The sequence below is a fragment of the Streptomyces yerevanensis genome (assembly GCF_000716805.1).
Lineage (GTDB): Bacteria > Actinomycetota > Actinomycetes > Streptomycetales > Streptomycetaceae > Streptomyces > Streptomyces flaveus.
This window is the reverse complement of sequence record NZ_JNWJ01000005.1, coordinates 94735-109464: the sequence shown is the minus strand read 5'-3', so window position 1 is coordinate 109464 and position 14730 is coordinate 94735. Positions and strand designations below refer to the sequence as shown.

Sequence of the window (14730 nt, the reverse complement as noted above, 5' to 3'; positions counted from 1 at the left end):
ACGGCATGGAATCGGCGGCCGACTTTGTCAGCGAACTGACAGAACGCGGCAGACGAACTGTCAGTACGTCCCCTAACCCCTCAGCCCGCAGAGGCGGAACCTGGTGCACCGCCTCAACTCGCGCAGTCTCAACTCGCGCCGTCCCCCTCACAGTTGGAGTCGCCATGCCGCCCGCCCAGCCAACTGTCGAAGCAACCGAAGCCACTCTCATGACGGACCATCTGCGGCACTGGGCAAGGCACCGGCCGCAGCAACGTGCCCTCAGCCACGTCGACTTCCCCGACACCGCTCCCACGGGACGCCACCGCTCCCTCGGCTGGCGCGCCCTCGACGCCCGCGCCAGAGCCGTCGCCGACCACCTCGTCACGATCGCCTCGCCCGGCGAACGCGCCGCCCTCGTCCTGCCCCAAGGGCTCGACTACGCGGCCGCTTTCCTCGGCTGCCTGTACGCCCGCGTGATCGCCGTACCCCTCTTCGGCCCCGGGATCCCGGGTCACGAAGGAAGACTGGCGGGAGTCCTCGCCGACTGCGAACCCGCCTGCCTGCTCACCGACTCCGCCACGGCATCCTCCGTACGCGCCTTCGTACGGGACCGCGAACTGCCGGACGTGCCGGTCGTCCCCGTCGACCAACTGCCCAGCCGGCGCACCGGATCCGACCCTGAGGACGAGCCGGGAGCGAGGCCCGAGCCCGGCGACATCGCCTACCTCCAGTACACCTCCGGCTCCACCCGCAGCCCGTCCGGCGTGATGATCAGCCACGCCAATGTCGTCGCCAACGCCCGCCAGGCGATCGACGCGTTCATCGCCGATCCGCGGATCACCACGACGGTCGGCTGGCTGCCGCTCTTCCACGACATGGGCCTGGTCCTCAGCATCGCCGCCCCCGTGGTCGGCGGCTTCCCGTCCGTCCTCATGGACCCCGCCGACTTCCTCCAGGACCCCTCCCGCTGGCTGCGCCTCCTCGGCTCGTACGAGGGGACCGTCAGCGCCGCTCCGAACTTCGCGTACGACTACTGCGTGGCGCGTACGGATCCGGCGCTGGCCGACGAACTGGACCTGGACCGCGTACGGGTGCTCATCAACGGCAGTGAGCCGGTGCGCGCGGGGACGGTGGACCGCTTCCGCACCAGGTTCGCGCCCGCCGGACTCCACCCGGCCGCGCACTGCCCGGCGTACGGACTGGCGGAGGCCACGGTGTTCGTGACCGCGGACGCTTCGGACGCCGCGCCCTCGACCGTGGCCTGTGATGCCGACGCGCTCGCGGAAGGGCGCGTGGAGGAGGCGCCGGACGCGGCGACGGCGGCTGTGCTCGTCTCGTGCGGGACGCCCGTCGGGCAGGAGGTGCGGGTCGTCGGCGCGGACGGTGCGGTACTCCCGGAAGGGCGGGTCGGCGAGATCCAGGTACGCGGGCCGAACGTCGGGCTCGGCTACTGGAAGCGCGCCGAACTCTCCGCCGAGACCTTCGGCTTCGGCGCGACGGGCGACTGGCTGCGCACCGGCGATCTCGGCGCCCTGCATGAGGGGCAACTCCTCGTCACGGGGCGGCACAAGGACGTGATCATCGTGGACGGGCGCAACCACTACCCCCAGGACATCGAGCAGACCGTACAGACGGCCGTCCCCCTGATCCGCCGCGACCGGCTCGCCGCGTTCGGCGTCACCCGGCCGGACCGCACGGGCGAGGAACTCGTCGTGATCGCCGAACACCGCCGCGACACCGAACCGACGGCCGAGGACGCCTGGGCGGCCGAACGCACCGCACGCGCCACCGTCTCCACCCGCCACGGCCTGCGCCTGGGCACCCTCCTCCTCGTCCCGCCCGGTTCCGTGCCCCGCACCAGCAGCGGCAAGGTCTCGCGCACGGCGACCCGCGCACGGTTCCTGGAGGGAGGGTTCGGCGCCCGATGACCGCGTCACGTACGGCGATCCGCGCTCTGGTGACGGAACGGCTCCACACCTGGTACGGCCTCGCCCCCTCCGAACTCCCCGACGACCTGCCCCTCGCCGAAACCGGCCTCACCTCCCGGGACGCGGTAGCACTCACGGCCGCCCTGAGCGAACTGTCCGGCCGCCGCCTCCCGAACACGTTCCTGTGGGACGCGCCGACGATCGACGCGATGGTGATGCGCCTGGCCAAGGAAGCGGGATCGTCGGCCGATGCCGCCGAGGCGCAAGCCGCACCTCCGCCGACACTGGGCGGCCCGACGCCAGGCGACATGCGGCTCGCGCCGGCCGGCGGCTGGGCGGCGGACGCCGCGACAGCGGACGGTCGCGTGCCCGGGGGCCCAACTGTCCGCCACATGCCCGACGTTGGCGCCCATACCCCGCGCGCCGCGGACCGTGGCGGGGCCCCGACCCCCGTCGCCGTCATCGGCCTCGGCTGTCGCTTCCCCGGCGGAGTCCGCTCGCCCGAGGTGTACTGGCGGCTTCTCGCCGAGGGGCGGGACGCGGTCGGCACGGTTCCGGACGGGCGGTGGGAGCCCTTCGTGCACGATCCGGCGCGGTTGCCGGACGACGTGAGCCCGCACGGCGCCTTCCTCGGTGGCCTCGACGAGATCGCCGGGTTCGACGCCGAGTTCTTCGGGATCGCCGGTCACGAGGCCGTCGCCATGGACCCCCAGCACCGCATGCTCCTCGAAGTCGCCCGCGAGGCCCTTGACCACGCGGCCCTGCCCGCGCCCGCGCTCGCCGGCAGCCGCACCGGTGTCTTCGTCGGCATCAGCGGCAACGAGTACGCCCACCTCACCACCGCCGACCCCGGCGCCGTGGACGCCTGGACCGCCACCGGCGCCTCCCTGAGCATCGCCGCGGGCCGCCTGTCGTACGCCCTCGACCTGCGCGGGCCCAGCATGTCCGTCGACACGGCGTGCTCGTCGTCCCTGGTCGCGGTGCACCATGCGGTACGGAGCCTGGTCAGCGGCGAGAGCGACACGGCGCTCGCCGCGGGGGTGAACCTGCTGCTGAGCCCCGCCGTGACCCTCGGCCTCCAGCGCGCGGGCGCCCTCGCCCCGGACGGCCGGTGCAAGGCGTTCGACGCGGAGGCCGACGGGATCGTACGCGGCGAGGGCTGCGGCGTGGTCGTACTGAAACGCCTCGCCGACGCCGAACGCGACGGCGACCGGGTCCTGGCCGTCATCCACGCGACAGCCGTCAACTCCGACGGCCGCTCCAACGGGCTGACCGCCCCCAACGCCGAAGCCCAACGCGCCCTCCTCACCGAAGCGCACCCCGCCCCCACGACCGTCGACTACGTCGAGGCGCACGGCACCGGCACCGCCCTCGGCGACCCCATCGAAGCGGGCGCCCTCGGTGCCGTACTCGGCCGGGGCCGCCCCGCCGACCAGCCCCTGCTGATCGGCTCCGCCAAGACGAACCTCGGACACCTGGAAGCCGCGGCGGGCATCGCGGGCCTGATCAAGACCGTCCTTGCGCTGCACCACGGCGAGATCCCCGGCCAGCTCCACTTCACCCGCCAGGGCCCGCACGCCGACCTCGACGCACTCGGCCTGCGCGTGGTCACCGCCCCGGAACCGTGGCCCCGCTACTCGGGCACGGCGACCGCGGGCGTCTCGGCCTTCGGCTTCGGCGGGACGAACGCCCATGTCGTCCTCGCCGAGCCCGAACACAGACCGGCCCGTCGGGCGAGCAGCGCGCCGGAGCGTCCCCGGCTGCTGCTGCTCGACGGGTCCACCAAAGAAAGGGTGCGCGCGTACGCGGCTGAGCTCGCCGCCTGGCTGAACACCCCCGGCAGCCGGCGCGTACGCGATGCCGACCTCGCCCGCACCCTCGCAGGCCGCACCGGACGCGGTCGGCACCGCGCAGCCCTCGTCACCCGCGACCGCGCGGAGACCGTCACCGCGCTCACCCGCCTGGCCACCGGCGCCCCGTCCCCGCACCTGATCACGGGGGAGGGGACGCCGGGCGGCACCGGCCCGGTCTGGGTGTTCTCCGGCTACGGCTCCCAGTGGCCCGGCATGGGCAGCCAACTCCTCGCCACGGAAGGGAAGTTCGCCGCCGCCGTCGACCGCCTGGAACCGCTGCTCCTTGAACACGCGGGCGTCTCTCTACGCGCCGGGCTCCACCCCGACGCCGTCCTGTCGAGCCCCGCCACCGTCATGCCCGTCCTGTACGGCATCCAGGTCGCCCTCGCCGAGCTCTGGCGCTCGTACGGCCTCGAACCCGCCGCCGTCATCGGCCACTCCCTGGGCGAGATCGCCGCGGCGGTCGTCTCCGGAGCCCTCGACGAGGCCACCGGTGCCCGCGTCGTCGCCGTGCGCTCCCGGCTGCTGGACCGGCTCACCGGCGGATCCATGGCCGTCGTGGACCTACCGGCCACCGAAATCCCCGTACTGGCAAGGGAGCTGCGCACACTCGACGTCGCCGTACACGCCTCGCCGGTGCAGTGTGTGGTCACCGGCTCGGCCGAGGACGTCGCCGCACTGGTCGCCCGGGTGAACGGCGACGGCGGCTTCGCCCGTGCGCTGGGCGTGTCCGCAGCCGGTCACTCGCGCGAAGTCGAGCCGCTGCTGGGTGAGTTCACCCGCGAGCTGGGCGAGATCCGGCCCCCCGTGCAGGCCCCCCGCTGCCGCCGCTACTCCACCGTGCTCGACGACCCCCGCGAGGCCGCGCCCGTCGACACGGCGTACTGGGCGGCCAATCTGCGCAACCCCGTCCGCTTCACCCAGGCCGTGCGCGCGGCGGCCGAGGACGGACACCGCGTCTTCGTCGAAGTGTCCCCGCACGCAACGCAGTTGCACCCCCTGACGGAAACCCTGCGCGCGGCCGGCGCCGAAGACTCGCTGGTCACCCCCACCCTGCGCCGCGACACCGACGACGCACTCACCTTCCGCACCTCGCTCGCCACCCTTCTCGTGCACGGCGTACGGACGGCCCGGCCGCGAGAGGTCCTGCACCCCGAGGGCCGCATCGTGGACGTACCGCCGCCGCGCTGGCGGCACCGCCGGTTCTGGGTGGGGGAGGAGACGGCGGTGGACCCGGCCGAGCCCCAGGTCGGGTCCACCGACCGCGCCATGAGTCCCGTCGAACGGCTGCGGCTGTGCGTGGCCGGAGTGATGGGGTACAGCCCCGAACACATCGACCCCGACACGCCGTTGACGAACCTCGGCCTGGACTCGCTCACGGCCGTGCGCATCCGGGCCGTCGTACAGCGGGAGTTCGATGTCGAGGTCGAGCCCGGAGTGCTGCTGAAACAAGGGACTCTGCGGAGAGTCGCCCAACTGCTCGGGGGCGACATGGACTTGGCACACCCGGCCCTCCCCGTGCAAGCGCGACCCGTCGCCTCCGATCACCTCCGTGCCTTCCCCGCCACCGGCCCGCACACCCCCCTCTTCCTGGCCCACGCCGCCGGCGGATCCGCCGACGTCTACGCCCGGCTGGCCGCACGCCTCGACGGCAACCGCCCGGTCCACGGCTTCGACCGGCAGCCGGACCCCGACGATGTGCCGGGCCGGGCCGCGGAGTTCGCCCGGCGCATACGGGAGGTCAGCCCCAACGGGCCCTGGGCGGTGGGCGGTTGGTCGTACGGCGGTGTCGTCGCCCAGGAGGCGGTCCGGCTCCTGACCCCACACGGCACCGTCTCCGCCCTGGTCCTGCTCGACTCGGTGCTGCCGCTGCCGACCGGACTCACCGCCACCGAGCGGGCCCTGCGCCACTTCCAGGACTTCGCCGCCTACGTGGAACGCACCTACGGCACCCGCCTCGACCTGCCGTACGACGAACTCGCCGGACTCGACGACACGGGCCGCATCGACCTTGTCCTCAAGGTGCTGGGTGACACCGTCGAGCTGCCGGACTCCGTACTGGAGCACCAGCGCACCTCGTATCTGGACCTCCGCAGCGGCGAACGCCACACACCCGGGCCCTACACCGGCCGCACCCTCCTCTACCGGGCGAGCGAGCCCGCCCCGCACACGGTCCGCGACCCCCGCTACGAACGCGACGACCAGGCGCTCGGCTGGGACGCCCACTGCACCGACCTCACCGTCGTCCCGCTGCCCGGCCACCACCTGTCACTGCTCGACCCACCGGTCGTCGACGTACTCGCCGGACTGCTGACACGCGATCTGCGGGACTCCTGAAGGAATCCTGAAGGGACTACACCTATGCCGCGTCCGATACCGCGCCTGCAACGCCGCTGCGCTCTCGCCATCGCGCTCACAACCTCCCTGCTCGGTACGGGAGTTGTGCTCGCCCCGCAGTCGTCCGCGGCACCCACGGCGGCGACCGCGGCAGACGCGGACGGCGCCGCCATCGTGGGGGAGAACTGGCTGGACGCCCGCACCGTGGACCTCATGGTCGACTCCCCGGCGGTCGGCGCCACCCTGCCCGTACGCGTGATCCTGCCGACGCGTTACGCCGCGCAGCCGAACCGCACCTGGCCCGTCCTCTACCTCCTCCAGGGCGCCCACGACGACTACACCTCCTGGACCCGCGAGACGGACGTCGCCGCCTTCATGGCGGACAAGGACGTCCTCACCGTGATGCCCTCCTCGGGCCCCACCGGCATCCCCACCGACTGGTGGAACAACGGCAGCGCCGACGCACCGGACTACGAGACGTTCCAAGTCGACGAGCTGATGGGGCTGTTGGCACAGAGATTCAGGGCCGGTACGAAGCGTGCCGTCGCCGGAGTCTCCACCGGCGGCTACGGAGCCCTCGCCTTCGCCGCACGGCACCCCGGCACCTTCGGGGCGGCGGCCTCGTACAGCGGGATCCTCGATACCACCGCCTTCGGCATGCCCACCGTCCTCAACGCGATCGTCGCCCGCGAACAGTTGCCGCCCCAGACGCTGTGGGGCAGCCCGCTGTTCCAGCGTGACAACTGGACCCGGCACAACCCCTACGCCCAGGCACGTCACCTCAAGGGCACCAAGCTGTATGTCTCCCAAGGCAGCGGACTGCCCAGCGACGACCTCGGCAACATCGAAGGAGCGGTGCTCGAAGGCGTTCTGTGGTCCCAAGCGCACCGATTCGCAAGGCAGTTGGAGGCTCTGAACATCCCGGCGCAGGTGCACTTCTACAACGGCGGAGTGCACAACTGGCCGAACTGGCGGCAGGAGTTCAAGGCCTCGTGGCCGACGCTCGCAGCGGGCCTCGGCCTGAGCTGACCTCTCAAGGCCCCACCAAGGAGGAAACATGGACGCGCTGGCCCAGGCCGTGGTGGCGGGAGCCACCCGTGCCGAACTGGAACAGCTTCCCCTGCCCGGTCACTACACCGCCGCCCATCTGAGGGCGGAGGACATCGACAGCTTCACCGGAGTCGCGGACAAGGACGTCCGCAAGTCCATCCACCTCGGCTCCGTACCGATGCCCGAACTCGCCCCGAACGAGGTGCTGGTGGCCGTCATGGCCAGCGGCATCAACTACAACACCGTCTGGTCGGCGATGTTCGAACCCATCCCGACCTTCACCTTCCTGAAGCACTTCGGCCGCCAGGACCGCTGGGCGGCCCGGCACGACCAGCCGTTCCATGTGATCGGCTCGGACGCGTCCGGGGTCGTCGTGCGCACCGGCTCTGGCGTGCGCAGGTGGCGGGTCGGCGACCAGGTCGTCGTGAGCCCGGTGTACGTCGACGAGGAGGACCCGGCGACCCACGCCGACGGCATGCTCGGCTCGGGCATGCTGGCCTGGGGCTTCGAGACCAACTACGGCGCGCTGGCCCACTACTGCGTCGCGCGCACCAGCCAACTCCTGCCCAAGCCAGCCCACTTGACGTGGGAGGAGGCGGCCTCGAACCCGCTGTGCGCGGGCACGGCGTACCGCATGCTCGTCAGCGACCGGGGCGCCCGGATGACGCAGGGCGATGTGGTGCTGATCTGGGGAGCGGCGGGCGGGCTCGGCGCGTACGCCGTCCAACTCGTCCGTAACGGCGGCGGGATCGCCGTCGGCGTCGTCAGCAATGAGCGGAAGGCGGAGTACGCCCGCAGTCTGGGCTGTCACGTGGTCATCAACCGGGAGGAGATCGGTCTCACCAGCAGTGAGGCGCCAGCCGATCCCACGGTGATCGGCAAGCGGCTCGGCAAGCTGATCCGGGCCGCGACGGGCGAGGATCCGCACATCGTCTTCGAGCATGTGGGCCGGGCCACCTTCGGTGTCTCCGTGTTCGTCGTACGGCGTGGTGGCGCGGTCGTGACCTGCGGCTCCAGCACCGGCTACCAGCACGAGTTCGACAACCGCTACCTGTGGATGCGGCTCAAGCGTGTCATCGGCAGCCACGGCTCCAATCTGCAGGAACAGGCCGCCGTCGGCCGCCTCCTGGACCTCGGGCACATCGCCCCCGCGCTCACCGAGACCTACCCCCTCACCGCCACGGCGGAGGCCGCCCGGCTGGTCCAGAACAACGAGCACCTCGGCAAGGTCGGTGTCCTCTCCCTGGTGCCCGCCCCCGGCCTCGGAGTCGGTGACCCCGAGCGCCGGGAACGCCTCATGGCTCAGGCGTGAGCGCGTCATACACGCGATATACGCGGTACACGCGCCATCAGGCGGGTTGCTCCGCCTTCTCCTCCGTCGTCCTCGGCACCCTCAGCTGCGGTGTCATCGAGAGCTTGTCCGGCTTGACCGTGACGATGGCCTGCGGGCGTGGGGGAGCCGAGGTCAGGGTCAGGCGCCAGCGCTGGACGACGGTGGCCAGGACGATGAGGAGCTCGGTCCAGGCGAACTCCTCGCCGATGCACTTGCGGCGGCCGTCGCCGAAGGCGAGGAACGAGGTGCGGTTGATGCTCTTGGCGCGCTCCGGCTCCCAGCGGTCCGGGTCGAAGGTTTTGGGGTCGGCGTAGACGTCGGGGTCGTGCTGGTGGACGTACGGGCTGTAGACGACGTCCGCGCCTTCGGGGATCGGGTGTCCGTCGAGGACGACCGGGCGCGTGGTGGTGCGTGTGACGAGCCAGGCGGGGCCGTACATGCGCATCGCTTCCTTGAGGACGCTGCGCATGTACGGCAGTGAGCCCACGTCCTCCTGGCGCAGTGGCCGGTCGCCGCACACGGCGTCGAGCTCGTCGTGCAGCCGCCGCTCGATCTCCGCGTTCCGGCTGATCTCGTACAGGGTCCAGGCGAGCGTCGTCCCCGTGGTCTCGATGGCGCCGGTGAGGAGCGTGATCGCCTCGTCCTGGAGCTGCTGGCGTGAGAAGGGACCCGTCTCGGGGTCGTCGGCGGTGAGGAGGGTGGAGAAGAGGCCGCCCTCGGACGAATTGCCCGTCGAGCCGACTGTCGAGTCGCCCGTCGAGCTGTCTGTCGGTCCGTCCGTCGAGCTGCCCGTGTGCGCGGGGCAGCCGGCGGGTGGCCCGGCCGACGTGTCCGGCGCCGCGGCCAGTTGGGCGCGGTGATGGTCGATGGCCTGGTCGATGAGCGCCCGCAGGCGCGCGACCCGCTGCTCGTGCGCGCGGTTCGCGGGCAGCGGCAGCTTCGTCACCCAGCCCGGCAGGATGGTCTGCCGGATCGTGCCGCGCATGATCGCCGGCATGAGGCTCTGGAACTCCCCCTCGACGTGACCCGGCAGTCCCGAACCGAAGAGTGCCACGAGGAAGGTCGACAGCGTCAGATCGTTCATGTCCTCGTACGTGTCCCGCGCGACCCCCTCCGCCCACGCCTCGGTCGCGGTCCGTACGTGGCTGATCATGACGTCGCCCCGGGTGGCGATGTGTGCCTTGTTGAACATGGGCTGCATCAGCCGCCGGTGCTTCAGGTGCAGGTCGCCGTCGGCGATCGTGGCGAGCCCGTCGCCGAAGAACACCCGCAGCGCATCGATGATCTTGCCGCCCTTGGCGAACGCGTCGACCTCAGTCACCAGCACCCGGCGGGTGACGGCCGGATCGGTGACCACATAGGCGGCGGTAGGTCCTATCAGGATCTTGACGACGCTGCCCTGACTGCGCAGCGAGTCCATGAACTCCAGGGGACGTCTGGCCAGTTGGTGCCCGTGCCCGATCAGGGGCAGGCGACCGGGCGCGGTGGGAGCCGCCGCGGAAGTGCCTGATATGCCGCTCATTGGTACATCTCCTCAAGGTCAACCCGGGGCAGGAGGGGCGATCTTGGAATGCATGCCCGTGTGTCCCACGGCGTATCCGCGCGCTTGTGTCACACCGTCATGAAGGGTCGGGGAGACGGGTAAAGGGATTTGTCGACTCGAACGTCCCAGGTCGGAGCACGGTGAAAGCTGTATGGATGTGGGCCGGGAGGTTGATAGTCAGGAGATCGGACCCGATAAGGTTCCCTGTGGCGCGGCGAGTTGGCTCGGTAGCACTCCGTTGTCGGCTCGCTGTCCACGCATGTCCGCCGCGCGGTCGACCGCCGCGCGTCGAGTGCGTCCCCGAGCTTCTCCACCCCCCTGTTCAACCGTGTTGCTTCGAAGGATGCAGATGGAACTTGCCACTCCGCCACCGGCGGCGCGGGCTCCGGTCTCCTGGTACGGCTGGTGGCTGCTGCCCCTGAGCCTGGGCGCCGGGACCGTGGTCGCCGCTTTCGCGGAATCCGATCAGACCCGAATAGCCGCGATCGTCGCCGGGGCTCTGACGACGACGGCAAGTGCCTTCTGCGTACGTTTACTCGTTCGCTCCCAGCACCAACTGCGCCGAAGCGCGGGCGAGTTCAGGACCGCGCAGGCCGAGCACGCCCAGCAGTGGCAGCAGCATGTGGCCGGTCTTGAGCGGAAGTACGCCGCCGAGCGCGCGGCCCGCGAGGCCCAACTGGGCGAGCAGGCCCAGGCGTACGAGACGCGGATCGCCGAGCAGGCCCAGGCCTGGCAGGTGCAACTGGACCGCCAGCAGGCCGCTGTGGCGCTGCTCGCCGACACCCAGCTGCCGGACGCGCTGAAGCGGCTGCGCAGCGGTGAGGCCATCGACGATGTGCTGCCCACCGTCAACCAGTGCGCGGAGGTCAGCGCCGACCTGCGGGCCGAGTTGCGCAAGGTGCTCAGGACCTCGCTGATCGGTGTGGAGGAGGAGTTCAACCGCTCCACCTCGGCCGAACAGGCCGTCATCAGCATGGGCAGCCGTATCCACGTGCTGACCAGCAAGCTGCGCGGCCGCCTGCACGAGATGCAGGGCGAGCACGGCAGGCTGCCCGCCGTGGCCCAGGGCCTGATGGAACTCGACCAGGAGATCGGCCCCGCCGACTGTCTGGCCGCGAGCATCGGCGTGCTCGGCGGCTCGGACCGGCCCGGCCGACAGTGGCAGGAGCCGCAGCGGCTGCTCAGCGTGGTCCGTGGCGGCATCGGCCGGATCAAGGACTTCGACCGGGTCCAGGTCCGCCATCTGCCCGAACTCGGCGTCGACGGCGGACTGGTGGACCATCTCACGCTGATCTTCGCCCACCTTCTCGACAACGGCGCGCGCTACTCGCCGCCCACCGAGCCCGTGGTCGTCTCCGGCAAGGAGGTGCCGAACGGCGTCGGTATCGAGATCCAGGACTCCGGCAAGGGCCTGAACGAGGAGAAGAAGCAGGAGGCGCTCGCGGCGCTCGCGGGCGAAGCGACGGGACCCGGTCTCGGCGGTGTGTCCGAGGACGCCCACCTCGGGCTGCGCGTGGTGGGCGCACTGGCCCGCCGCTACGGCATCAGGGTCACGTTCGCGGACTCGCCCTGGCTCGGCACCTCGGTCGTCGTGGTCGTACCGCACAAGTACTTCAGCCCGCTGCCCACCGCCGTCACGACCCCGGCTCCGGCCGCACAGGTCTCCGCCACGTCCGCGGCGCCGAGCACCGAGGCCGCCGAGGCCGAGCCCGCTCATGCCTCGGCCGAGGAGACCGGGAACGGCTGGGCTGCCGGGGCCGCCGAGGACACCACACCCGGCGGTCTGCCCAGGCGCCGCAGGCGCACGGAGCCGGGAACGGAGCCGGGACGGCCGAAGCCGGTCGTACGCGACGAGGCGGCCGCGACATCTGTGAACACGGCCTCGCACGCCGTGCCACCGGACGCGTCCTTCGTCGGCCTGGCCGCCTTCGCCACGGCCGGACGCGAGCCGACCGACGGACCCGAGTCCACCGCGGGACGTGAGTCCGACGCGGGACGCGAGTCCACCGAGCACCGCACTGAAGAGAGCGACTAGTCCACATGACGCAACAGGGAACCGATGTGAGCTGGGCGCTCCGCGACCTGGTCGAGAGCATCAAGGAGATCCGCTTCGCCCTGGTGGCCTCCAGCGACGGAAAGGCCATCACCTCCTACGGCGCCGACGACCCCGACGACGTGGACCGGTTCGCCGCCGTGGTGGCGGGACTGCAGGCGCTGGCCCAGCCGGTCGCCGGGCAGTTCCCCGCCTACGCCGGGCAGCTGCGCCTCGCGATGATCGAGGTCGACGGCGGCCACCTCTTCGTGGTGCGGGCCGGCGTGGAGACGTACCTCGGAGTCCTCGCCAGGGAAGGCCTCGACCAGGGCCTGCTCGGTCATCAGATGAGGGATCTGGCCCGCAGAATGGGTGAGCTCCTCGGGACCACTCCGCGCCTGGAGGAGCACTCTGGATGAGTGGTCCCAGCCGACCCCTGAACCCGTCCGGTCTGGAGCGCTACTACGTCCTCACAGGCGGCCGCAGCGGACCGGGCGGTTCGGCGTCGAGCCTCGACGTGGCGACCCTCATCATCTCCCGCGCCGCCGCCGTCCCCGGCATGCAGCACGAGCACGAGGAGATCCTCCGGCGCTGCCGCGATCCGCTGTCGGTCGCCGAACTCGGCGCCCACCTCGGATTGCCGTTCAACATTCTCGCGGTGCTCCTGACCGATCTGCTGGCCGCAGGCCGTATCGAAGCCCGTGATCCCATCCCGGCGTCCGGCGCCGGTCGCGGGCCCGACCTCGCGCTCCTTGAGGAGGTACTCAGTGGACTTGAAAGGCTTTGACCATCCCGACCGGCGCACGGCGGACGGCACCCTGCCGGCCGGTGCCCGCTCGGTGAAGGTGATGATCGCCGGCGGATTCGGCACCGGAAAGACCACCATGGTCCGTTCGGTCAGCGACATCAAGCCGCTCACCACGGAGGAGACGCTGACCCAGGCAAGCGCCGGCGTCGACAATCTGATCGGGGTGGCCGACAAGCAGGAGACCACCGTCAGCCTCGACTTCGGCAAGATCGGCATCAACGAGCAGCTGGTGCTGTACCTGTTCGGGACGCCGGGGCAGGAGCGGTTCTGGTTCCTGTGGAACGGCCTGTTCAAGGGCGCGCTCGGCGCCGTCGTCCTGGTCGACACCCGTCGGCTGGCCTCCAGCTTCCGGGCCATCGAGGAGATGGAGCGGCAGAACGTCCCCTTCGTCATCGCCCTCAACGTCTTCCCCGACTCCAAGGACCACCCGGTCGAGGAGATCCGGGACGCCCTGGACATCTCCCCGCACACCCCGATCGTGGCCTGCGACGCCCGCGACCGGGAATCAAGTCGCGACGTACTCATCGCCCTGATACGTCATCTCAAGGAACGCTCTGCCGTCGCTCTGGAGACCCGATGACCGATCAGCCCTCGAACGGTCCGGATGCCCCGCGCGGCTGCCCCGTCGCGCACGGCGGGGGAGACGACTTCACCCGCCTCTACGGGCCCGAGGCGGCAAGCGACCCGCACGGCATCTACGCCAGGCTGCGCAAGGAACACGGGCCGGTCGCACCCGTACTCCTTGAGGGCGACATCCCCGCCTGGCTGGTGCTCGGCTACCGGGAGAACCGACGGGTCCTCGACAACCCCCGTCAGTTCAGCCGCGACGCGCGGATCTGGCGGGACTGGAAGGAGGGCCGCGTCGAGAGCACCTCACCGCTGATCCCGATGCTGGGCTGGCGACCGGACTGCGTGTCCCAGGACGGCGAACCGCACCGCAGGCTGCGCGGCGCCGTCACCGACAACCTGCAGGCCGTGACGGGCCGCGGTATACGTCGCCATGTCACGCACTTCGCGAACAAGCAGATCGACGCCTTCGCGGGCACGGGCAGCGCCGACCTCGTGGCCGAGTACGCCGAGTACCTGCCGATGCTCGTACTCACCAGGATCTACGGACTCCCGGAGGGGGAGGGGCGGCGGCTGGCCGAATCCTCCGCGCAGGTGCTCAAGGGCGGCGAGGACGCCGTCCTGCACAACGACCGCATCATGCAGATCCTCGGCGAACTCACCGAGCGCAAGCGCCTGGAGCCCGGCTCCGACTTCACCACCGGGCTGCTCGAGCACCACGCCGACCTCGACGACGACGAGGTCCTCAGCCACCTGCGACTGGTGCTGATCACCGCGCACATCACCACCAGCAACCTCCTCGCCAGGGTGCTGCAACTGGTGCTCACCGACACCACCCGGCTCGCCGGTCTGGTCAGCGGGCAGCTGAACATCTCCGCGGTCGTCGAGGAGGTGATGTGGAACACCCCGCCGCTGGCCGTCCTGCCGGGCCGGTTCGCCGCCGCCGACCTCGAACTCGGCGGACACCAGCTCCAGGAGGGCGACCTGCTGGTGCTCGGCCTGACCGCGGGCAACGTCGATCCGGAGGTCCGGCCCGACGTAGGTATCTCCGTGCACGGCAACCAGTCGCATCTCGCCTTCAGCGGCGGCCCGCACGAGTGCCCGGGGCAGAACATCGGCCAGGCCATCATCGAGACGGCCGTCGACGTCCTGCTGCACCGCCTGCCGGGTCTGCGCCTCGCGGTGGCGCCCGAGGAACTCACGTCGACGGCTTCCACGTGGGAGGCGCGGCTGGACCGTCTGCCGGTGGAGTTCACCGCGTAGAAGTCCGTACGGCGGCTTGGGAGTTCGTTCGGCC

Annotated in this window: 10 protein-coding genes; 9 read left to right on the top strand and 1 reads right to left on the bottom strand. The window is 71.1% G+C overall.

What is annotated here, in order from left to right; all coding sequences use genetic code 11:
* The first annotated feature begins 209 nt into the window (after positions 1-209).
* The 4 genes from OP79_RS06560 to ccrA are packed head-to-tail and all read left to right on the top strand — an operon-like array spanning position 210 to position 8462.
* Entirely contained in the window at positions 210-1910 is a 1701-nt protein-coding gene (locus tag OP79_RS06560) for a fatty acyl-AMP ligase (RefSeq protein WP_245685236.1), read from the top strand.
* Complete coding sequence (locus tag OP79_RS06555) at positions 1907-6100, top strand: type I polyketide synthase (protein ID WP_033319021.1); 4194 nt, start codon at positions 1907-1909, stop codon at positions 6098-6100. The genes OP79_RS06560 and OP79_RS06555 overlap by 4 nt, the downstream gene beginning before the upstream one ends.
* 24 nt (positions 6101-6124) lie before the next feature.
* On the top strand, positions 6125-7129 hold the full coding sequence (locus OP79_RS06550; RefSeq protein ID WP_033319020.1) for an alpha/beta hydrolase: 1005 nt from the start codon (positions 6125-6127) through the stop codon (positions 7127-7129).
* Between the two features lie 28 nt (positions 7130-7157).
* Positions 7158-8462: a crotonyl-CoA carboxylase/reductase gene (ccrA, locus tag OP79_RS06545; protein ID WP_033319019.1), complete on the top strand. Its 1305-nt coding sequence runs from the start codon at positions 7158-7160 to the stop codon at positions 8460-8462.
* Between the two features lie 37 nt (positions 8463-8499).
* Here the strand turns inward: ccrA and OP79_RS06540 are convergent, their stop codons facing one another.
* Entirely contained in the window at positions 8500-10005 is a 1506-nt protein-coding gene (locus tag OP79_RS06540; RefSeq protein ID WP_033319018.1) for a cytochrome P450, read from the bottom strand.
* 370 nt (positions 10006-10375) lie between these two features.
* Between OP79_RS06540 and OP79_RS06535 the strand changes: the two genes are divergently transcribed.
* From OP79_RS06535 to OP79_RS06515, 5 genes are read left to right on the top strand one after another with little or no spacing between them, the layout of a single operon-like run.
* Positions 10376-12061: an ATP-binding protein gene (locus tag OP79_RS06535; RefSeq protein WP_033319017.1), complete on the top strand. Its 1686-nt coding sequence runs from the start codon at positions 10376-10378 to the stop codon at positions 12059-12061.
* Positions 12062-12066: 5 nt separating this feature from the next.
* Positions 12067-12477, top strand: coding sequence for a roadblock/LC7 domain-containing protein (locus tag OP79_RS06530; protein ID WP_033319016.1), 411 nt, complete (start codon positions 12067-12069; stop codon positions 12475-12477).
* Positions 12474-12845 carry a DUF742 domain-containing protein gene (locus tag OP79_RS06525; RefSeq protein ID WP_033319015.1) on the top strand — a complete coding sequence of 124 codons (372 nt, stop codon included), beginning with the start codon at positions 12474-12476 and terminating at the stop codon, positions 12843-12845. The genes OP79_RS06530 and OP79_RS06525 overlap by 4 nt, the downstream gene beginning before the upstream one ends.
* Complete coding sequence (locus OP79_RS06520; RefSeq protein ID WP_033319014.1) at positions 12826-13446, top strand: GTP-binding protein; 621 nt, start codon at positions 12826-12828, stop codon at positions 13444-13446. Before OP79_RS06525 ends, OP79_RS06520 begins: the two co-directional genes overlap by 20 nt.
* Entirely contained in the window at positions 13443-14696 is a 1254-nt protein-coding gene (locus tag OP79_RS06515) for a cytochrome P450 (RefSeq protein ID WP_033319013.1), read from the top strand. The genes OP79_RS06520 and OP79_RS06515 overlap by 4 nt, the downstream gene beginning before the upstream one ends.
* Positions 14697-14730 lie beyond the last annotated feature (34 nt).